Raw genomic sequence first — 19,326 nt, forward strand, 5'->3', positions numbered from 1 at the left:
GGTGCGGTGCCCGGGCACGCGACCGCGGCGTGCGCCGCGAGCCGGGTTCTCAGAAGTACCCCTCGCGCTTGCGGTCCTCCATCGCGGCCTCGGACATCTTGTCGTCGGCGCGGGTCGCGCCCCGCTCGGTCAGGCGGGAGGCGGCGATCTCGGTGATGACGGCGTCCAGGGTGGCGGCGTCGGAGTCGACGGCGCCGGTGCAGGACATGTCGCCGACGGTGCGGTAGCGCACCTGCCGGGTCTCGGTCTTCTCGTGCTCCTTGGGGCCGCCCCATTCGCCGGCGGTCAGCCACATGCCGTTGCGGCTGAAGACCTCGCGCTCGTGGGCGAAGTAGATCTCCGGGAGCTCTATGCCCTCACGCTCGATGTACTGCCATACGTCCAGCTCGGTCCAGTTGGAGATCGGGAAGACGCGGACGTGCTCACCGGGGGCGTGGCGGCCGTTGTAGAGCTGCCACAGCTCCGGGCGCTGCCGTCGGGGGTCCCACTGGGAGAACTCGTCGCGGAGCGAGAACACGCGCTCCTTGGCGCGGGCCTTCTCCTCGTCGCGCCGCCCGCCGCCGAACACCGCGTCGAAGCGGTGCTGCTGGATCGCCTCGGTCAGCGGCACGGTCTGCAGGGGGTTGCGGGTGCCGTCGGGACGCTCACGGAGCTTGCCCGCGTCGATGTACTCCTGCACGGAGGCGACGTGCAGTCGCAGCCCGTGCTTCTCCACGGTGCGGTCGCGGTAGTCGAGGACCTCGGGGAAGTTGTGCCCGGTGTCCACGTGCAGCAGCGTGAAGGGGATCGGGGCGGGAGCGAACGCCTTCAGCGCGAGGTGCAGCATCAGGATCGAGTCCTTGCCGCCGGAGAAGAGGATCACCGGCCGTTCGAACTCGCCCGCGACCTCACGGAAGATGTGCACGGCCTCCGACTCCAGGGAGTCCAGGTGGCTCAGCGCGTACGGATTGACGGTGCCTTCCGGCACGGTGGTGACGGTGCTCACGCCAGACCCCTCTCGGTGAGCAGCGCACGGAGCGCCGCTGCGGACTCCTGCACGGTCTGCTGGTGCGACTCGATCCGCAGATCCGGCGACTCGGGTGCCTCGTAGGGGTCGTCGACCCCGGTGAGACCACTGATCTCGCCCGCCGCCTGCTTGGCGTAGAGCCCCTTCACGTCGCGTTCGGAGCACACCTCGACCGGAGTCGCGACGTGCACCTCGAGATACGCGGTGCCCTCCTGCTGATGACGCTTGCGCACGGCCTCGCGGCTGTCGGCGTACGGGGCGATGACCGGGACCAGGACCTTCACGCCGTTGGCGGCCAGCAGTTCGGCGACGAAGCCGATGCGCTGGACGTTGGTGTGCCGGTCCTCGCGGGAGAAGCCGAGGCCCGCGGAGAGGAACTCCCGGATCTCGTCGCCGTCCAGCACCTCGACCCGGTGCCCCTCGCCGCGCAGCCGGCCCGCCAGCTCGTAGGCGATGGTGGTCTTGCCGGCGCTCGGCAGACCGGTGAGCCAGACGGTGGCCCCCGTCTCCGTCACGCTCATCGATATCTCCTGATCAGTCGTCATCAGCCGTGCAGCCCGCACTCGGTCTTGCCGCGCCCGGCCCAGCGGCCGGCGCGTGCGTCCTCGCCCTCCAGCACCCGGCGGGTGCAGGGCGCGCAGCCGACGGAGGCGTAGCCGTCCATCAGCAGCGGGTTGGTCAGTACGCCGTGCTCGGCGACGTAGGCGTCCACGTCGTCCTGGGTCCAGCGGGCGATCGGTGAGACCTTCACCTTGCGGCGCTTCTCGTCCCAGCCCACGACGGGGGTGTCGGCCCTGGTGGGGGACTCGTCGCGGCGCAGGCCGGTGGCCCAGGCGCTGTACGCGGTCAGTCCCTCCTCCAGGGGCTTGACCTTGCGCAGCGCGCAGCACAGGTCGGGGTCGCGGTCGTGCATCTTCGGTCCGTACTCGGCGTCCTGCTCGGCCACCGTCTGGCGCGGGGTCAGGGTGATGAGGTTGACGTCCATCACCGCGCCCACCGCGTCCCGGGTGCCGATGGTCTCCTCGAAGTGGTAGCCGGTGTCCAGGAAGACGACGTCCACGCCGGGGAAGACCTGCGAGGCCAGGTGGGCCACGACGGCGTCCTCCATGGAGGACGTGACGCAGAAGCGCTTGCCGAAGGTCTCGGCGGCCCACTTCAGGATGTCGCTGGCGGAGGCGTCCTCCAACTCGCGCCCCGCTCGTTCCGCCAGGTCCTTCAGGTCCTCTTCGGTGAGTTCGTCAGCTCGCAGAGTGTCCGTCATGTCCCTTCCCCTTCAACGTCGTTGCGCTGGAGTCCCCGGGTCAGCAGACCCACGAACTTCAGCTGGAACGCACGGTTGCAGGAAGCGCATTCCCAGGCGCCGTGCCCCGTCTCGTGCGGGCGCAGGTCCTCGTCGCCGCAGTAGGGGCAGTAGAAGGGCGCGGCTCGCTCGCTCATGACAGCGACTCCGCACTGGCCCGGGCGGCCCAGGTGGCGAAGCGCTCGCCCTCCTCGCGCTCCTCCTGGAAGTGGCCGAGCACCCGCTCGACGTAGTCCGGGAGTTCGGCGGAGGTGACCTTCAGGCCGCGGACCTTGCGGCCGAAGCCGGCCTCCAGACCGAGCGCGCCGCCGAGGTGCACCTGGTAGCCCTCGACCTGGTTGCCGTCGGCGTCCAGCATCAGCTGGCCCTTGAGCCCGATGTCGGCCGTCTGGATACGGGCGCAGGCGTTGGGGCAGCCGTTGATGTTGATGGTGAGCGGCTCCTCGAAGTCCGGCATGCGGCGCTCGAGTTCGTCGATGAGCGAGGCACCCCGCGCCTTCGTCTCGACGATCGCCAGCTTGCAGAACTCGATCCCGGTGCAGGCCATCGTGCCGCGGCGGAAGGGGGAGGGCTTCACCTGGAAGCCCAGAGCCTCCAGCCCGGCGGACAGCGACTCGATCCGGTCCTGCTCCACGTCGAGGATGAGCATCTTCTGCTCGACGGTGGTGCGGACCCGGCCGGAGCCGTGCGCCTCGGCCAGATCGGCGATCTTGGCGAGGGTGGACCCGTCCACCCGGCCGACGCGCGGGGCGAATCCGACGTAGAACCGGCCGTCGTTCTGCCGGTGAACACCGATGTGGTCGCGCCACCGGGAGGAGGGCTGCTCGGGCGCCGGCCCGTCGATCATCGGACGCTTGAGGTACTCGTCCTCGAGGATCTGGCGGAACTTCTCCGGACCCCAGTCGGCCATCAGGAACTTCAGACGGGCGCGGGTGCGCAGGCGCCGGTAGCCGTAGTCGCGGAAGATGCCCACCACGCCGGCCCACACATCCGGAACCTCGTCCAACGGCACCCAGGCGCCCAGGCGTTCGGCGAACCGCGGATTGGTGGAGAGCCCTCCGCCGACCCAGAGGTCGAAGCCGGGGCCGTGCTCGGGGTGGACGACACCGACGAAGGCGATGTCGTTGATCTCGTGCACCACGTCCTGCACGGGTGAACCGGAGATCGCGGTCTTGAACTTGCGCGGCAGGTTGGAGAACTCGGGGCTGCCGATGTAGCGCTCGTGGATCTCGTCCACCGCCGGGGTGCCGTCGATGATCTCGTCCGCCGCGATACCGGCCACCGGCGATCCGATGATCACGCGGGGGCAGTCGCCGCAGGCCTCGGTGGTCGAGAGCCCGACGGCTTCGAGCTTCTCCCAGATCGCGGGGACGTCCTCGATGCGGATCCAGTGCAGCTGGACGTTCTGCCGGTCGGTGATGTCGGCCGTGCCGCGTGCGTACTGCTCGGAGATCTCCCCGATGACGCGGAGCTGCTGGGTGGTCAGCCTGCCACCGTCGATGCGGACCCGGAGCATGAAGTAGCGGTCGTCCAGCTCCTCCGGCTCCAGGACGGCGGTCTTGCCGCCGTCGATCCCGGGCTTGCGCTGGGTGTAGAGACCCCACCAGCGCATGCGCCCGCGCAGGTCGTTGGGGTCGATCGAGTCGAATCCACGCTTGGAGTAGATCGTCTCAATGCGTGTCCGCACGTTGAGACTGTCGTCGTCCTTCTTGAACTGCTCGTTCCCGTTCAGCGGGGTGAAGTGACCCATGGCCCACTGACCTTCACCACGGTGACGTCCGGCCTTGCGGCGGGGCGTGGCGGTAGCAGGCTTCTCGGGGCTGGCGGCCATGGCTATACGTCCTTCGGGACTGCAGGAGGGCGGCTCTGAACTGCACACTCGCGCGAGGCGCGGCGGTGCGCAGGGATGGAGCGTGAAATCGGGAAATTCGCGGTGCTGGAAACTCTCAGCGGACCGGACAGATGGCGCTGGACATGCGGCCGAGGTCGACGTGCCGCCGACTCACCAAGGCAATTCCAGTTCCAGACATGACGGAAGCGTGTCACGCGGATCTCGGGCCAGTCCACCACGATCCACTATGTGGACGTGGGGGTCCTGAAATGTGAGACGGTGTGGTCCTGGTCACGCCGATCTGTCGACAAAGCGATATCGGTGAGGTGTGCTCAGGCCTCCGCGCCGGGCCAGAGGCCGGGGTGGACGGACACGGGCTCACGCTCGACGCGGGTGTCGAAGAGGCGGAACCCGCGCCGGAGGTAGTTGTCCATCGCGTGGGGGCCGTCGTCCGAGCAGGTGTGCAGCCAGACCCGCTTCGTCGGCGTCCGGTCCGGGTGGCGCTCCGCGAGGTCCCAGGCGCGCGCCACTCCGTGGGACAGCAGGTGTCCGCCGATCCGGCGCCCCCGGAAGGCGGGCAGCAGACCGAAGTACACGATCTCCACCGCACCGTCCGCCTGGGCGTCCAGCTCGATGAAGCCCGCCGGGGTCCCGTTCTCGTACGCCACCCAGGTCTCGCCGCCGGGCCGCTCCAGGATCTCCCGCCACTGCGCGTGGGTCAGCGACAGCCGGTCGGTCCACCGCACGTCCGCACCCACCGCCGTGTAGAGGAACCGGCTGAACTCCGGCAGCGGAGTCTGCGAGCGTACGACCGTCACGCCGTCCCCCGGGGCGGACGCGGGGTTCAGGTCCGCGGGCGACGTCTGCTCGAGATACCAGACGGTCACATCGGAGAATGCGGGGGAGGAGGGGACGCGGTCGCTCATGACGTCAGAAAACCATGGCCACGGCCATGAGCCGAACCCGGCCCCCGCTCAGACCGCCCCCATGGGCGCCCTCGCCCGCAGCACCACCGGGGCGGTCGACCTCGGTAACAGGTCGGCAGGCACATCGGGGTGGACGACCTCCACCTCGACCTCCTCGCGGAACCGGTACGGCCGGTGCGCCAGCACCTGGGCCAGATGCCGGCGGATCCGCGAGATCTCGGCCCGCACCGTCACCGTCCTGGAGGCGTCACCGAAGACGTCCAGCGCGAGCTCCGCCGCCGTACGCCCCTCCCGGCGCAGCGCCAGTGCGTACAGCAGTTCCGCGTGGCGGGGGGAGAGCCGGTGCTTCCAGCTTCCCACCGGGCCGGCCACGTGCACCGCGAGATCCCGCTCGCGGCTCAGGTCGAGCACCACCCGTCGCGGGGGCCCGTCGTGACCGCCGTCCGTGACCTGCACCAGCCAGCCGCCGGGCAGCGGCTCCACCCGGCACATCCCGAGCGGGGCCAGCCAGACGGGACCCGGTGTCAGCGACTTCGGCAGCGGCAGCCGGTCGACGGGCGGCATCCCGCTGACGGCGGCCAGCCAGCCGTGGGTGTCCACCACCAGGGCGCGACCGCCCAGCTTGCACAGCAGCGGCGCGCCGACCGAACGCAGCCGCTCGATCGCGACCAGGTGCCGTCCGCGCAGCTCGCTCTCGGCCAGTGCGGCCACCGAGCCGACCAGGGCCAGCGTCGCCGGGTGGAAGGTGGAGGCGGGGCCGCTGATGTCGACGATCCCCATCAGCCGTCCGTCCCGCGGGTCGCGCACCGGGGCCGCGGCGCAGGTCCAGCCGTGCAGGGCCCGGATGAAGTGCTCGGCGGAGTGCACCTGGACGGGGGTCCGCGCGGCGAGCGCGGTACCGATGGCGTTCGTCCCCGTCGCCGACTCCGCCCAGGCCGCACCCTCCTCCAGGCAGATGTCCTTCGCTCTGCGCATCACCGCCGCATGCCCCTGACGCCACAGGACGCGCCCCTCGGGGTCGGTGACGACCATGATCTGCCGCGCCGCGTCCGCGCTCCTGGCCAGCCCCTCCCGCAGCAGCGGCATCACCTCGCCGAGCGCCGTGCTGGTGCGGCGGTGCTCGATCTCGTCCATCTCCAGGAGACTGCTCTCCGGCGACTGCCCGGGGTCGATCCCGCTGGCCATCACGCGGTCCCAGGACGCGTCGATCTCCGCGCGCGGGGCCGCCGCCGTACGCTCGCCCGCCATCCGGGCCTCCCGGGCGCGGTGGATCAGCCGCTCGGCCACCACCGGACCGGGTCCGCTTCCCGGCCGGTCCGGCGCGGCAGGGCGTGTGTCCATGACGGTCCCCCCAACAAGGCGTGGGCCCGGCGTGCGGCAACCGGTCCCCAAGGACCCATCCTGCCGTGCCCGCGAGCCCTCCGACCCGACCTCCACGCAATGATTGCAACCCTTTGCAACTCTGGTGACCGGCCCAGGGGCGTAGGAGAGTGGTGGGGACACCGTGCGGGAGTCCTCGACCGCCGTGCGGTGGTGCACAAGCGTGGAGGGTGGTGCCGTGTCGGCGCAGCATCACCCTCCTTCGTTTGTCCTGCCCTCCCGCGCACGCGCGCGCCGTACGATCGCGGCCCGGAGCCCGCGCACAGGCCCAGCGCACGCAGCTCCCTCCGGGCCTCCTCCAGGACCCCGGCCGGGAGATGCCGCTCGACGGCCTCGGCCGGCGCCGCGTCGCCCCCGTCCACGTCGTAGCCGGTCAGCGGTGGTACCTGGTTGGTCACTGTTCGGGTGCTCGCTGCCGTGCCGATACGGTAAGGACGTGCAGGCAGCAAACGAAACACCCGAGCGGCCACCGGGCCGGCTCCACCGGGCCCGAGTCCTCTACCGCAACGTGTCGAAGCGGCAGATGGCATGGCAGTTGCTCAAGGACACGGTCAATTCGTGCGTCGAGTACCGCATTCTGGGGCTCGCGGCCGAGGCGGCCTTCTTCACCCTCCTGTCGCTGCCTCCCCTGCTGCTCGGCCTGATCGGCCTGCTCGGTTACGTCGACGACTGGACGTCCACCACCACGGTCGCCTCGATCGAGCGCAACATCCTGGGCGCGGTGCAGACGGTCCTGTCCGAGCGGGGCGTCAACGACATCGCCAAACCGCTGATAGCCGACGTGACAACCGGGGCGCGCCCCGACGTCATCTCCATCGGCTTCGCGATCGCGCTCTGGTCCGGCTCACGCGCCGTGAACGTCTTCATCGACACCATCACCGTGATGTACGGGCTGGACGGTCACCGGGGCATCGTCAAGACCCGGCTGCTGGCCTTCCTGCTGTACGTGGTCGCCCTGTTGCTGGGAGCCGTCGTACTGCCGCTGCTGGTCGTCGGGCCCGACCGGGTCGTGGAGTTCGTCCCCTGGGGCACCGAGGTGCTGTCGGTCCTCTACTGGCCGCTGGTCATCGTCCTGTCCATCGCCTTCCTGACGACGCTCTACCACGTGTCCGTGCCGGTCCGTTCGCCCTGGATGGAGGACGTCCCCGGCGCTCTCGTGGCCCTCGGGATGTGGGTCCTGGGCAGTTTCCTCCTGCGGATCTACCTCACGAGCACCGTCGAAGGACCCACCATCTACGGCTCGTTGGCCGCCCCCATCGCCGTCCTGCTCTGGATAGGAATCTCCGCTTTCGCCGTACTCGTCGGCGCTGCCGTGAATGCCGCGATCGACCGGGTCTGGCCGTCGCTGGCGACGGCGGCCGCGCGCGCCGCGAACGACCGTGTGAAGGCGGCGCAGGCGGCCGAACTCCTCGCCCGAACCCAGGCCCCCAACTGGGACGCCTACGCCGACGACGACGAGGACGTGTCCATGCCGTCCGAGTTCCCCGAGCGCTGGTCACGCTTCCTGCCCCCGGACGACCTCAAGTCCCGGCTGCACGGCCCCCGCGACAAGGACGCCTCCTGACGTTCGCCCCGACCTCCTGGTGACCCCGGGCGCACGCGGCGAGGGCACGGTCCCGCGTCACCGCGCGGCGGCCCTTCGGACGGGAACGGGCCCGCGACCGTGTCCTGCACGAACCGGTCACGGGCCCTACCCGGGAGGAGGCCGCCGCCCCCGCTCGTCCTACACGCAGTCCGCCGGCGCGGTGCCCGGATCGGTCAGGCGAAGGCCCAGCTGGGCGCGCTCCGTCAGCCAGCGGGTCGGGCGGTGGCGAGGGTCGCCGGTTGTCGCGTGCAGCCCGCGCTGAAGCTCCAGCAACCGGGCGGCGCCGATCCGGTCACCCCAGGCCAGCGGTCCCGCCGGATAGCCCAGGCCGGTCGTCACGGCGAGATCGATGTCCGCCGGGGTGGCCAGCGACCGCTCCGCGATCGAGGCGGCGACGGACACGATCGATGCCAGCAGCCGCTGCGCCACCGAACCCGCGGTGTCCCGCACCACGGAGACGGCGTAGGGCTCCTGTCCCTCCCCGGCGCGAGCCAGGACCGCGCGGGCGTCCCGCGCCGCGGCCGGGTCGGCGGCCGGGGTGACGGACAGCACCCGCCGGCGACCGACAGCCGGCAGCGGATCGACACCGAAGGTGCGGGCGGCGGGCAGCCCCAGCGCGGAGACCGCGGCCGCCACCGTCGTGCCCCAGACAGGGACGAGGACGACGGCACCGGCCGAGGGCTCGGGTCCGTCCTCCACCGTCGCCCCCGTGGCGTTCAGCGCGCTCCGCAGTACGTCACCCTCCGGGCCTGCCACGAACACCGGCCGTCCGGCGTCGCCCGTCACGGGGGCCTCCGCTGCCGGCCCCGTGGCCCCGGAGCCGTACGGGAACCAGCCCTGGCCGGTCTTGCGCCCGTGCAGCCCGGCCGCCACCCGGTTCGGGGTGAGGTAGGACGGGCGCAGCCGGTCCTCGTGGCGGAAGCCCTCCCAGATCGAGTCGATCACCGCTGCCGTCACGTCGAGCCCGGTGAGATCCATGAGCTCGAAGGGACCCATCCGCAGGCCCAGCACGTCCCGGGCGATCCGGTCGATCCCGGCCGGGTCGGCCACCGACTCCTCCAGCAGGGCCAGCGCCTCCGTCACCAGGCCCCGTCCGGCGTGGTTGACGAGGAAGCCCGGGGTGTCGGCGACGGTCACCGCACGGTGACCGCAGCTCTCGACCAGCGCCGTGAGGGCCGGTGGGATCTCCGGACGGGTCGCCGCGCCCGGCACCACCTCGACGATCTTCATCAGCGGTACGGGGTTGAAGAAGTGCAGTCCGGCGAGTCGCCCGGGATCCCGCAGAGCGGCGGCGATCCGTGTGACGGACAGGGAGGAGGTGTTCGTCGCGAAGACGGCCGACTCCGGCACGGCCCCCTCCAGCTTCCCGAAGACCTCCGCCTTGGTGTCCAGGTCCTCCCGTACGGCCTCCACCACCAGCTCCACCTCCGGCCCCGGCGCCCAGGGGTCGTCCAGGGGGATCAGCCGTTCCAGCGCGGCGGCGGCGTCGCCGGAGGACATCCGGCCCTTGTGGACCGCGCGTTCCAGCATCGAACGCACGAAGTCCACGGCCGCCGTCACCGCCTCGGTCCTGACGTCGCAGAGTTCCACGGTGTGCCCGGCGACCGCGGCCCACTGGGCGATGCCTCGGCCCATGGCTCCGGCGCCGACGATCCTGATACGCATGGCGGTGACGTCCTCTCGGCAGATGTGGCGGGTGTTCAGCGAAGGTAGACGCGGTCGGGGTCGACATCCTCGCGCAGCAGACGCAGTTCGGCCGCCGTCGGCGCGGGCACGGTGGACACGGTGTCGGCCACGAGGAGGTCCCAGCCCGTGGCCTCGCGCACCTGATCGACCGTCACGCCGGGGTGCACGGCGACCAGCCGGAGCTCCTCCCCGACACCGCCCCTTGCCAGGATGCCCAGCTCGGTGATGACCCTGGTGACTCCAGCGCCCAGCGGCCTGATTCCGTCGGCGAGCGCGCGATCCGGTCCGGGCGTGGTGCAGAAGTCCAGGGCCTCGGTGAACGAGCGCGGGTTGTGCCGGCGCATCACCACGAACACCTCGTGCGAGTTGGCCATCACCTCCACCGCGCCGCCCGAGCCCGGCAGACGCACGGCCGGGCTCTCCCAGTCGCCGATGACCGAGGTGTTGAGGTTGCCCCACCGATCGATCTGCGCCGCGCCCAGGAAGCCCACGTCGATGTGACCGCCCTGGAGCACACAGCCGAACAGCGCCGGCATCGACAGCACCGCCTCGGCACCCGAGATGAGGACGGCGTCGGCGATGGTCTCCGGCAGATGCGAGGGATGCGCACCGCACACCCCGGACTCGTACACGACCTCGATCCCCGGTGCGACCGTCAGACGGGCGAGCTCGGTGGCGAGCGTCGGCAGACCGATTCCCGCGAACACCGTGCGCCGGGCTGCCAGTTCACGCGAGGCGACGACCGAGAGCAGCTCGGACGACGTGGCGGTCCCCGGTGCGGTGGTGGTCATGGGGCGTCCCTTCTCCCGCGGCGCGCTCACAGCCGCCGCCCGTAGTTCACCGGTTCGCTGAGCGCCTCGCCGACCGCGAGCCCCGCCCAGAAGTCCTCGCCCAGTCTGTCGACGTACTCGGCGTGGTCGGCCGTCCCGTACACCCACTCGGCCAGCCAGGCCCGCAGCCGTTCCGGGTCCTTGCTGATGTGCGACCAGGCCCGGTAGAAGGCGTTGTCGCGGTCGTAGTAGCCCTGGGCGAACGAGGGATGCGCCCCGCGCGGGCAGACGACGACCGCGTCCACGGCGTGGGAGGGGATCAGCGTGCGGTTGGGGTCCGAGCGGACCACCTCGTCCGCGACGAGCTCCTCGACGACCACGATCGCCTTGTCGGCCGCGTACACCGCCTCGGCCTGGATGCCGGTCAGACCCCAGATCTGGGTGTTGCCCCGGCGGTCGGCCCGCTGGGCGTGGATGATCGTCACATCCGGGTTCACAGGCGGCACGACGTAGATCTGCTCCGGCTCGCCGTCGGGTCCCGGATAGGGCGAAGTCACCTTGCGCAGATCGGGATTGACGCCCGGAAGGTCACTGCCGCCGTAGCTGCGCAGCGGGTAGAAGGGCAGCCGCTGGGACCCGGCCAGATAGCGGCAGACCATCCCGTAGTGGCTGTACTCCTCGAACGCCAGCGGCGCCGGGTCGGCGCGCTCGATCCTGCGCCGCAGCTCACCGAGCGAACCGGCCGAGGAGTTGCCCACGAAGGACGAGACCAGCCGGGACACGCAGCCCGCGGCGATCATCTGGTCGACCACGATGTCCGCGGTCATCCGTACGACGGTGAGGTCCTTGCGGCCCTGCCGGATGATCTCGTGACCCGCGGCCGTCGGGACGAGGTGGGTGAACCCCTCGATGCCGACGGTGGCCCCGTCGTGCACGAAGGCGGCGACGGCCTTTCTCATCGACATGACTTTGCTGGGCCCGTCGGCCGTATCCGTCCGCTCCACGGTGCTCCTCGGCGAGTGCGTGCTGGTCGTCCATACCGTGTCAGCGGTCATTGATTGCTGTCCAATACCAAATTAAGGTCGGATCAAGACTGATCTTTAATGAATGGAAGCCCGATGGAGCTGCGTCATCTGACCGCGTTCACCGCCGTCGCGGAGGAGCTGCACTTCGGCCGCGCCGCCAAACGGCTGCAGATGGCGCAGCCGCCGCTCAGCCAGCAGATCCGGCAGCTGGAGAAGGAGCTGGGTGTCCAGCTCTTCGAGCGCAACACCCGCTCCGTGCGGCTCACCAGCGCGGGCGAGTCCTTCCTCGAACCCGTACGGACGGTCCTCGCCGACCTCGACACCGCCGTACGGGCGGCGAAGGCCGCCGGACGCGGGGAGTACGGCAGGGTCACCATCGGCTTCGCGGGCGCCTCCAGTCACGAGACCCTGCCGCTGCTCACCCGGGCCGTGCGCGCCGCGCACCCCGGGATCGAGCTGGCCATGAAGGGGCAGACGTACGCCAACGTCGCCCTCTCCCGGGTCGCCGACGGATCGCTCGACCTGGGCTTCGTCCGGCTCCCCGTCACCCAGCCGGGAGTGGCCTACCGGGTGATCGACGAGGAGGAGCTGCTGTGCGCGCTGCCCTCCGACCACCCGCTCACGCGGCTGGAGAGCGTCCCCATCGGCATCCTCGCCGAGGAACCCTTCGTCTCCTTCCCCGCGAACGCCGGATCCACCGTGCGTGACGCGACGTTCCAGGTGTGCGAGGCAGCCGGCTTCAACCCGCGCGTGGTGCAGGAGGCCCCCGACTCGTACACGATCCTGGCCCTGGTCGCCGCGGGCGTCGGTGTCACGCTCACCGTCTCCTCCGTGCGCCACATCCAGCAGAACGGGCTGGTCTACCGGCCCCTCGCAGGCCCGCCCGTCCGGCGCCAGGCCGCGCTGGCCTGGCGCACGGACAACCCCTCGGCCGCCCTGGGCGCCGTGCTCGCGGTCGCGGAGTCGGCGCTGCCGACCCCCGAACCCCGCGATTGAGACGCGTGGCGTCTTGAACAAGAGGTAACTCGATATTGGACCGACTCAGTGGTCCAGTGCGAAGGTCGCCCCACACCCCGAACCGGCCGAAAGGTGTTCCGCCGTGCCCGATCAGACCGACGTCGTCATCTGCGAGCCGCTGCGCACGCCCATCGGGCGATTCGGCGGCGCGTTCGCCACACAGACCCCGGCCTCGCTCGCCGCGCGCGTGATCGCCGAGGTCGTCGCCCGCACCGGCGTCGATCCGGACCGGGTGGACGAGGTCATCCTCGGACACGCCTACCCCACGTCCGAGGCCCCCGCCATCGGCAGGGTGGCCGCCCTGGACGCCGGCCTCCCCGACACCGTCACCGGTATCCAGACGGACCGGCGCTGCGGCTCCGGACTCCAGGCCGTCCTCGACGCGGCCATGCAGATCCGGGCCGGGTTCAGCGACGTCGTCATCGCCGGAGGCGTCGACGTCATGAGCGCCGCCCCCTACTACACGCACGACGGACGCTGGGGCATCAAGGGGCCCGGTCTCCAGCTCCACGACTCGCTGGCCCGCGGCAGGGTGACCGCCGGCGGCGTCCACCACCCCGTACCCGGCGGCATGATCGAGACCGCCGAGAACCTCCGTCGCGCCTACTCCATCAGCCGCGCCGACCAGGACGCCCTGGCCCTGCGCTCACAGGCACGCGCCGCCCGCGCCGCGCGGGAGGGCCGCTACGACGCGGAGACCGTCGCCGTCACCGTACGCGGCAGGAAGGGCGACACCGTCGTCACCGCCGACGAACACCCCCGCCCCGACACCACCGCCGAGCAACTCGCGGCGCTGCGCCCCATCATGGCCAAGTCCGACCCGGAGGCCACCGTCACCGCGGGCAACGCGAGCGGGCAGAACGACGCGGCCGCCGCCTGCCTGGTCACCAGCGCCGCCACAGCCGAACGCCTCGGTCTCACCCCGCTCGTCCGGCTGGTCTCCTTCGCCCGCGCGGGTGTCCCCGCCGCGACCATGGGCATCGGCCCCGTCCCCGCCACCCACGCGGCGCTCGGACGGGCCGGCCTCACCCTCGGCGACCTCGACCTGATCGAGATCAACGAGGCCTTCGCCGCCCAGGTCCTCGCCTGCACCCGCGAGTTGGGCCTCGGCGAGAAGGACCACGAGCAGCGGATCAACGTCAACGGATCCGGCGTCTCGCTCGGTCACCCGGTCGGCGCCACCGGCGCCCGCATCCTCGCCACCCTCAGCCGCGAGATGCACCGCAGCCAGGCCCGCTACGGCCTGGAGACCATGTGCATCGGCGGAGGTCAGGGCCTTGCCGCGGTCTTCGAGCGCATTGCCGCCTGACCACCCCCGTCCCCTCTCCACCCACGCGGCGCGGCGTCACGGGCGACGCCGCGCCGCGTACCCCCCATCCGCTTGATCAACGATGTTCACGGGAGCCACCATGAGTGCGACCACCGCACGCGAGCGAACGAAAGCCGCCAACCGCGCGGGATTCGGAGCCTTCATCGGCTCCACCATCGAGTGGTTCGACTTCTACATCTACGGAACCGCGGCGGCGCTCGTCTTCGACAAGGTGTTCTTCCCCGAACTCGAAGGCCCCATAGGCACTCTGGTCGCCTTCGCCACCTTCTGGGTCGGCTTCCTCGCCCGCCCCATCGGCGGCATCGTCTTCGGTCACTACGGCGACCGGCTCGGCCGCAAGAAGACCCTGGTCATCACCCTGCTGATGATGGGCGTCTCGACCACCGCGATCGGCCTGCTGCCCGGGTACGCCTCCATCGGCATCGCCGCCCCGATCCTGCTCGTGTGTATCCGCATGGTCCAGGGCATCGGCCTCGGCGGCGAATGGGGCGGCTCCGTACTGATCGCCTCCGAACACGCCCCCAAGGGCAAGTCCGTGCTCTACGGGGCGTTCGCCCAGCAGGGCTCACCCGTCGGCAACACCCTCTCCACGCTCAGCTTCCTCGCCATCAGCCAGCTGCCGGACGACGCGTTCGTCTCCTGGGGCTGGCGGGTGCCCTTCCTCGCCTCCGCCGCCCTCGTCATGGTCGGCCTGCTGGTACGCCTCAAGGTCGCCGAGTCCCCCGCGATGGCCAAGCTCATCGAGAAGAAGGAAGTCGTCAAGCTCCCCCTCACCGAGGTCCTCCGAAGCCACCCCATGCTGATCGTCCTCGGCATCGGAGCCTGCACCATCGGCCTCTCGGCGACGTACTTCAAGTCCACGTTCGCGCTGTCCTGGGCCACCTCGTCGCTCGACTTCGACCGCAGCTCGTTCCTGACGATCATCCTCGTCGCCAACATCACGCAGATCATCGTCCAGCCCTTCGGCGCGCTCATTGCCACTCGCATGAAGAGCTGGTCGCGCGCCGTCATCGTGATGCTGGTCCCCGAACTCATCCTGATGCCACTGATGTTCGTGCTCATCAGCACCGAGAACTACGGCCTGGCCATGGTCGGCGTAGCCGTCGCCACCATCCCGCACTGCCTCTACTACGCCGCACTCGCGGGCATGCTCGCCAGCCGCTTCCCGGCCCACCTGCGATACACCGGTATCTCCCTCTGCTACCAGCTCTGCGGCACCCTGCTCGGCGGCACGACCCCGATCATCGGCCAGTTCCTGCTCAACCGGACCGGATCGATCACCGCGGTCATCGCCTACGCGGTCTTCCAGGTGGCACTGACCCTGGGCTGCATGCTCCTGCTGCTCAAGCGCCCCAACCACGACGAGCAGGCGGGCGAGCCGCTCGCCGCACCCCGCACGGCTCCCGCCACCGTCTGACCCGTCCGCCCGCAGAACGGAGTTCCGCCCATGCCCCTCACCGCGCACGGCATCCAGGAGATCCTCGCCCTCGAAGGCCGCGACCTCGGGCGCTCGGAGTGGAAGGAGATCACCCAGGAGCTGATCGACGCCTACGCGTTCGTCTCCGGCGACCACCAGTGGATCCACACCGACGTCGAGCGCGCCGCGTCCGGCCCGTACGGCCGCACCATCGCCCACGGCTACATGGTGCTGAGCTGGGGCATCCCGATGTTCGGTGAACTGCTCCAGGTCACCGGCGTGGGGCGAGCGCTCAACTACGGTGTCAACCGGGTGCGTTACCCGGCGCCCGTCCCGGTCGGCAGCCGTGTGCGGCTGCACGCCACCGTGGCCGGGGTGGCCGAGGTCGCCCGGGGCGGCGTCCAGATGACACGGGCCTTCACCTTCGAGCTGGAGGGCTCCGAGAAGCCGGCCTGTGTCGCGGAGTCGCTCACGCACTTCTACCCTTAGGCCCTTGGCCTCGGAGCCCTTCGAGGCCGTAGAACGCTGAACCGCGTGTGCCCGCCGGAATCTCCCGGCGGGCACACGCGCGTCCGCCTCCGTCAGGAGACCGGGCCCGTACTCACCCGTTCCGCGGCAGCCGCGGGCGCCGCGAGATGGTCCGCCCGGGCGTCGGGATCGGTCAGCCGGTTGAGCCGCGAGGGCAGATCGAGGCCCACCAGCAGCACCACGATCACCGTCCCGGCGAACGTCAGCACCGCGAGCGCCTGGCCCAGGTCCATCCCGGAGGCCAGATTCGCCCCGAGGACCGGCGCGACGGCTCCGCCGAGCGCCCCCACGTTGTACGTGAAGCCGAGCGCGGCCCCCCGGCTCGCGGTCGGGAAGTGCCCGCCGATGTACCTGGGCAGCAGTCCGGAGATCCCGAAGCTGGTCGCCTGAAGCAGGAAGAGGAGACAGCCGAGCAGCAGCAGATCGTCCTTGACCGCGAAGACCGGGTAGACGAAGGCCAGTGAGGCCAGCAGTGTCAGCGCGTAGGCCTTCCGCGCGCCGATCCGGTCGCCCAGGAAGCCCGCTCCCCAGCAGCCCACCATCGTGCCGAAGCCGGCGAAGTAGAGCACGTCGGTGACCTGCCCGGTGGTGTACCCGAGCTCCGTCTTCAGATACGTGGGCAGCAGGGACTGGATGGGCCATGAGTAGAGGAACGCGAAGAACAGCGTCACGATCATGGAGAGGTAGAGCAGCCACCCGCGCTTCCCGCCGAGCTGGACCGCCAGTGCCGTGAGGGCGAGCCCGGCGACCACCGACAGTGCGGGCACCAGCCCTTGACCACCCGGGGTGAAGACCAGGAAGAGGGAGAGCGTGGCGGCGACGGTCAGGACCGTGTTGACCACCGCCAGGCGCGGCGTCCGGAACAGCGGCCGGAAGGGATTGGGCTTGGAGCCCCGGTCCGCGACGTCCGACGCCCACTCCTCGGCCTCCGGCAGGGCGCGCCGCATCCACAGCGCCACCACGATCGGTATCAGCCCCAGGTAGAACATCCAGCGCCAGCCGAGCGAGGGGACCACCCAGTCGTAGACCTGCGCGGCCAGGACCGAGCCGACGGAGAAGCCCGAGATGAGGAAACCGCTGGCCCGGCTGCGGACCCTGGCCGGCCAGCTCTCCATGACGTACGTGGCACTCGCGCTGTACTCACCGGCCATGCCCATCCCGATCGCCAGGCGTGCCGCGAAGAGGCTGTGGTAGTTCCAGGCGAAGCCGCAGGCGAAGGTGCCCAGCGAGTACAGCAGGATGGACAGGACCATCGACGCCCTGCGTCCGTACCGGTCACCGATGGCTCCGAGGACGGCGCCGCCCAGCCAGCGAGTGATGAACGCGCCGGAGATCAGGCTGGCCGCCTGCACCGTGCTCAGGCCGAACTCGTCGCTGATCTCGGTGAGGACGAGCGTGATCAGGACGAAGTCGAATCCGTCCAGGAGATAGCCGATCCAGGCGGCGAAGAACGACTTCCACTGGGTACCGCTCACCTCGCGGTACCAGGGGAGCGAGGGTGGCGTTTTCTGCACGTTGGACTCCAAGATGCGGGAGGGCGGGTGCCCTTGAGCGGTCCGGACGGTTCAGAGCGGGAGGAGGCCTGCCACGGGACGGGCGGTCAGGGCGGTCGGTGCGGTGATGGCGGTGCCGACGAGGCCGATCACCACCGCACCGGCCGCCCCCTCGCTCATCGGACGGGCTGGAGTCCGGCGGCGCGCAGCCGCTCCGCGACCAGCGCGACGGACTCACCGGACAGCTGGATCTGCGGGAAGACGGTGGAGCCGTCGTCGACGACGCCCAGCAGCCACAGCGCCTGCTTGAAGGAACCGAGCGCCGAGGAGCTGCGGCCCATGTCCTGCTCCGGGCCGACGTCGACCATGGAGAACAGCGCGACCAGACGCTCCTGCTCCCGCGCCGCGAGCTCCCAGTCACCGGCCCGGGCCGCCTCGTACAGCCGGACGTAACCGGCCGGGTCGACATTGCCGATGCCGGGCACCACGCCGTCCGCCCCGGCCAGCAGAGCGGCGTCCACGGTGAGCTCGGAGCCGGTCAGCACGCTGAAGTCCGGTACGGGTCCGTTCGCCCGGCCCCCGCGCCCGCCGAGTTCCACGAGCAGCCGGCGAAGACCGCCCTCGTCACCGCTGCTGTCCTTGAGGCCGGCGAGGGTGCCGTCCTCGGCGAGCTCACGGACCAGGCCCGCGGGGAGCTTGGAGTGCACGGCCACCGGGATGTCGTAGGCGAACAGCGGGAGATCGACCGAGGCGCGGAGCCTGCGGAAGTGGCCGGCGATCTCCTTGGGGTGGGTGCGGGTGTAGAAGGGCGCGGTGGCCACCAGCGCGTCCGCGCCGAGCTTCTCCGCGGTCCGGGCGTGCTCGACGACCCGGGCGGTCGTGGTGTCGATGACGCCGGCGAGGACCGGTACCCGTCCGGCGGCGGCCGTGACCACGGTCTCCAGGGCTGTGGCGCGCTGGGCGTCGGTCAGATAGGCGACCTCGCTGGTCGAGCCGAGGGCGAACAGCCCGTGCACACCCCCGTCGACGAGATGGCCGACGAGCCGGGAGAGGGAGGCGGTGTCCACTTCGCCGTGGGCGTCGAGGGGGGTGCAGACGGGCGGTACGACGCCGTGCAGCGGTGCGGTCAGGGGCATTTCGTGGGCTCCAGGGAGTTGGTACACGCCTCCGCGTCCCAGGGGGGCGCAGAGAGGCGGGAGATCAGACGTAAGATGTCCTATGTCTGGGCTCACCTTAAACAGAAGCCCCGGCGCACGGTCAAGAGGCAGAACCACCCCAGGAGGACAGTTGTGGCCCGCCCCACGATGGCCCAGGACATAGAACGCCGGATCAAGGAACTGATCCTCGCCAGGCGGCTCGGCCCGGGCGATCCGCTGCCCACCGAGGGCGAGTTGACGGAGCTCTTCGACGCGGGCCGGGTCTCGGTGCGTGAGGCGCTGAAGTCGCTGCAGGCCGTGAACGCCGTGGAGATCAGGCGTGGATCAGGAACCTTCGTCGGATCCTTGTCGCTCTCGCCGTTCGCCGAGGGACTCGCCTTCCGTGCTGCCGTCCGCCACCGGCGCGGCGAACCTGGGCTGCTGGAGCTGATGAGGGTCCGGGAGGTGCTCGAGGCCGGGCTTGTCGGGGCAGTCACCGCCGGAGTGCCGGCGCAGGACCTGGACACGCTCCGCGGCCTCGTCAGGACGATGGAGTCCGAGGCACGGACCGGCAGGGTGGCCCGCTCCACCGACCGGGCCTTTCATCTCGCGCTCTACGCCTCGCTCGAGAACCACCTGCTCAGCGAGGTGCTGGACGCCTTCTGGGCGGCCATGGACCGGGTGCGGGAGGATCTCGACGACGGCCACCAGGACCCGCACACCACCTGCGCCCAGCATCTGGAGATCGTCGAAGCGGTGGCGGCGGGCGACGGGGAGAGAGCGGTGCGGGCGATGCGCACGCACTTCGACGGCATCCGCGAGAGGCTGACCGAGGGGGACAGCCCCCGGCGGGAGTGACCCGCCGTCCGACGGCAGGCGGATTCGCGTTCCCGCCA

Annotated in this window: 19 protein-coding genes and 1 pseudogene; 6 read left to right on the forward strand and 14 right to left on the reverse strand. The window is 70.8% G+C overall.

Going from position 1 to position 19,326, the window contains the following annotated elements:
• Positions 1-49: 49 nt before the first annotated feature.
• The 9 genes and pseudogenes from cysD to ACGFNN_RS16495 form a co-directional block, all read right to left on the reverse strand.
• Positions 50-985, reverse strand: a complete 936-nt coding sequence (cysD, locus tag ACGFNN_RS16455; protein WP_362549105.1) for a sulfate adenylyltransferase subunit CysD — start codon at positions 983-985, stop codon at positions 50-52.
• Positions 982-1,527 carry an adenylyl-sulfate kinase gene (gene cysC, locus ACGFNN_RS16460; RefSeq protein ID WP_362549102.1) on the reverse strand — a complete coding sequence of 182 codons (546 nt, stop codon included), beginning with the start codon at positions 1,525-1,527 and terminating at the stop codon, positions 982-984. Before cysC ends, cysD begins: the two co-directional genes overlap by 4 nt.
• A 23-nt stretch (positions 1,528-1,550) precedes the next feature.
• Entirely contained in the window at positions 1,551-2,267 is a 717-nt protein-coding gene (locus tag ACGFNN_RS16465) for a phosphoadenylyl-sulfate reductase (RefSeq protein WP_393556430.1), read from the reverse strand.
• Positions 2,264-2,443 carry a hypothetical protein gene (locus ACGFNN_RS16470; RefSeq protein WP_393556432.1) on the reverse strand — a complete coding sequence of 60 codons (180 nt, stop codon included), beginning with the start codon at positions 2,441-2,443 and terminating at the stop codon, positions 2,264-2,266. The genes ACGFNN_RS16465 and ACGFNN_RS16470 overlap by 4 nt, the downstream gene beginning before the upstream one ends.
• The gene (locus tag ACGFNN_RS16475; protein ID WP_393556433.1) at positions 2,440-4,137 is read right to left on the reverse strand and encodes a nitrite/sulfite reductase; all 1,698 of its coding nucleotides are present in this window, start codon (positions 4,135-4,137) and stop codon (positions 2,440-2,442) included. Before ACGFNN_RS16475 ends, ACGFNN_RS16470 begins: the two co-directional genes overlap by 4 nt.
• Positions 4,138-4,252: 115 nt before the next feature.
• A complete protein-coding gene (locus tag ACGFNN_RS16480; RefSeq protein WP_349817346.1) occupies positions 4,253-4,336 on the reverse strand; it encodes a putative leader peptide in 84 nt (27 codons plus the stop codon).
• 133 nt (positions 4,337-4,469) lie between these two features.
• Positions 4,470-5,063: a GNAT family N-acetyltransferase gene (locus tag ACGFNN_RS16485; protein WP_393556435.1), complete on the reverse strand. Its 594-nt coding sequence runs from the start codon at positions 5,061-5,063 to the stop codon at positions 4,470-4,472.
• Positions 5,064-5,111: 48 nt separating this feature from the next.
• Entirely contained in the window at positions 5,112-6,404 is a 1,293-nt protein-coding gene (locus ACGFNN_RS16490; protein ID WP_393556437.1) for a GAF domain-containing protein, read from the reverse strand.
• Positions 6,405-6,694: 290 nt separating this feature from the next.
• Positions 6,695-6,885 (reverse strand): annotated as a pseudogene (locus ACGFNN_RS16495) (DNA alkylation response protein); the annotation flags it as partial.
• Here ACGFNN_RS16495 and ACGFNN_RS16500 point away from each other — a divergent pair.
• Positions 6,880-8,007 carry a YihY/virulence factor BrkB family protein gene (locus tag ACGFNN_RS16500; protein ID WP_393556439.1) on the forward strand — a complete coding sequence of 376 codons (1,128 nt, stop codon included), beginning with the start codon at positions 6,880-6,882 and terminating at the stop codon, positions 8,005-8,007. The pseudogene ACGFNN_RS16495 and the gene ACGFNN_RS16500 sit on opposite strands and share 6 nt — an antisense overlap.
• 159 nt (positions 8,008-8,166) lie before the next feature.
• Here ACGFNN_RS16500 and ACGFNN_RS16505 read toward each other — a convergent pair whose 3' ends face one another.
• Genes ACGFNN_RS16505 through ACGFNN_RS16515 form a run of 3 tightly spaced genes read right to left on the reverse strand, consistent with a single transcriptional unit; the run spans position 8,167 to position 11,449 of the window.
• On the reverse strand, positions 8,167-9,693 hold the full coding sequence (locus tag ACGFNN_RS16505; RefSeq protein ID WP_393556441.1) for a 3-hydroxyacyl-CoA dehydrogenase: 1,527 nt from the start codon (positions 9,691-9,693) through the stop codon (positions 8,167-8,169).
• Positions 9,694-9,728: 35 nt separating this feature from the next.
• The gene (locus tag ACGFNN_RS16510; protein ID WP_393556443.1) at positions 9,729-10,505 is read right to left on the reverse strand and encodes a CoA-transferase subunit beta; all 777 of its coding nucleotides are present in this window, start codon (positions 10,503-10,505) and stop codon (positions 9,729-9,731) included.
• A gap of 26 nt (positions 10,506-10,531) precedes the next feature.
• Positions 10,532-11,449: a CoA transferase subunit A gene (locus ACGFNN_RS16515; protein WP_393557074.1), complete on the reverse strand. Its 918-nt coding sequence runs from the start codon at positions 11,447-11,449 to the stop codon at positions 10,532-10,534.
• A gap of 153 nt (positions 11,450-11,602) precedes the next feature.
• On the opposite strand from ACGFNN_RS16515, the gene ACGFNN_RS16520 reads away from it, so the two are divergent.
• From ACGFNN_RS16520 to ACGFNN_RS16535, 4 genes are all read left to right on the forward strand, one after another.
• Positions 11,603-12,505, forward strand: a complete 903-nt coding sequence (locus ACGFNN_RS16520; protein ID WP_393556445.1) for a LysR substrate-binding domain-containing protein — start codon at positions 11,603-11,605, stop codon at positions 12,503-12,505.
• A 103-nt stretch (positions 12,506-12,608) separates the two neighbouring features.
• Positions 12,609-13,835, forward strand: coding sequence for an acetyl-CoA C-acetyltransferase (locus ACGFNN_RS16525; protein WP_393556447.1), 1,227 nt, complete (start codon positions 12,609-12,611; stop codon positions 13,833-13,835).
• Positions 13,836-13,935: 100 nt separating this feature from the next.
• Positions 13,936-15,273, forward strand: coding sequence for an MFS transporter (locus tag ACGFNN_RS16530; protein ID WP_393556449.1), 1,338 nt, complete (start codon positions 13,936-13,938; stop codon positions 15,271-15,273).
• Between the two features lie 30 nt (positions 15,274-15,303).
• Positions 15,304-15,762, forward strand: coding sequence for a MaoC family dehydratase (locus ACGFNN_RS16535; RefSeq protein ID WP_393556450.1), 459 nt, complete (start codon positions 15,304-15,306; stop codon positions 15,760-15,762).
• A 92-nt stretch (positions 15,763-15,854) separates the two neighbouring features.
• On the opposite strand, the gene ACGFNN_RS16540 is transcribed toward ACGFNN_RS16535, so the two are convergent.
• Entirely contained in the window at positions 15,855-17,315 is a 1,461-nt protein-coding gene (locus ACGFNN_RS16540; RefSeq protein ID WP_393556451.1) for a sialate:H+ symport family MFS transporter, read from the reverse strand.
• Positions 17,316-17,470: 155 nt separating this feature from the next.
• A complete protein-coding gene (locus ACGFNN_RS16545; protein ID WP_393556453.1) occupies positions 17,471-18,430 on the reverse strand; it encodes a dihydrodipicolinate synthase family protein in 960 nt (319 codons plus the stop codon).
• A gap of 153 nt (positions 18,431-18,583) precedes the next feature.
• Here ACGFNN_RS16545 and ACGFNN_RS16550 point away from each other — a divergent pair, with 153 nt between their 5' ends.
• Entirely contained in the window at positions 18,584-19,288 is a 705-nt protein-coding gene (locus ACGFNN_RS16550) for a FadR/GntR family transcriptional regulator (RefSeq protein WP_393556455.1), read from the forward strand.
• The last annotated feature ends 38 nt before the right edge of the window (positions 19,289-19,326 follow it).

It is taken from the genome of Streptomyces sp. NPDC048590 (assembly GCF_043199535.1).
Taxonomy (GTDB): domain Bacteria; phylum Actinomycetota; class Actinomycetes; order Streptomycetales; family Streptomycetaceae; genus Streptomyces.

What these genes read in the sequence shown, in the direction of transcription:
- cysC (WP_362549102.1), bottom strand. Translation starts at nt 1,527, where the DNA reads ATGAGCGTGACGGAGACGGGGGCCACCGTCTGGCTCACCGGTCTGCCG.
- ACGFNN_RS16465 (WP_393556430.1), bottom strand. Translation starts at nt 2,267, where the DNA reads ATGACGGACACTCTGCGAGCTGACGAACTCACCGAAGAGGACCTGAAG.
- ACGFNN_RS16470 (WP_393556432.1), bottom strand. Translation starts at nt 2,443, where the DNA reads ATGAGCGAGCGAGCCGCGCCCTTCTACTGCCCCTACTGCGGCGACGAG.
- ACGFNN_RS16475 (WP_393556433.1), bottom strand. Translation starts at nt 4,137, where the DNA reads ATGGCCGCCAGCCCCGAGAAGCCTGCTACCGCCACGCCCCGCCGCAAG.
- ACGFNN_RS16480 (WP_349817346.1), bottom strand. Translation starts at nt 4,336, where the DNA reads ATGTCTGGAACTGGAATTGCCTTGGTGAGTCGGCGGCACGTCGACCTC.
- ACGFNN_RS16485 (WP_393556435.1), bottom strand. Translation starts at nt 5,063, where the DNA reads ATGAGCGACCGCGTCCCCTCCTCCCCCGCATTCTCCGATGTGACCGTC.
- ACGFNN_RS16490 (WP_393556437.1), bottom strand. Translation starts at nt 6,404, where the DNA reads ATGGACACACGCCCTGCCGCGCCGGACCGGCCGGGAAGCGGACCCGGT.
- ACGFNN_RS16505 (WP_393556441.1), bottom strand. Translation starts at nt 9,693, where the DNA reads ATGCGTATCAGGATCGTCGGCGCCGGAGCCATGGGCCGAGGCATCGCC.
- ACGFNN_RS16510 (WP_393556443.1), bottom strand. Translation starts at nt 10,505, where the DNA reads ATGACCACCACCGCACCGGGGACCGCCACGTCGTCCGAGCTGCTCTCG.
- ACGFNN_RS16515 (WP_393557074.1), bottom strand. Translation starts at nt 11,449, where the DNA reads ATGTCGATGAGAAAGGCCGTCGCCGCCTTCGTGCACGACGGGGCCACC.
- ACGFNN_RS16520 (WP_393556445.1), top strand. Translation starts at nt 11,603, where the DNA reads ATGGAGCTGCGTCATCTGACCGCGTTCACCGCCGTCGCGGAGGAGCTG.
- ACGFNN_RS16530 (WP_393556449.1), top strand. Translation starts at nt 13,936, where the DNA reads ATGAGTGCGACCACCGCACGCGAGCGAACGAAAGCCGCCAACCGCGCG.
- ACGFNN_RS16535 (WP_393556450.1), top strand. Translation starts at nt 15,304, where the DNA reads ATGCCCCTCACCGCGCACGGCATCCAGGAGATCCTCGCCCTCGAAGGC.
- ACGFNN_RS16545 (WP_393556453.1), bottom strand. Translation starts at nt 18,430, where the DNA reads ATGCCCCTGACCGCACCGCTGCACGGCGTCGTACCGCCCGTCTGCACC.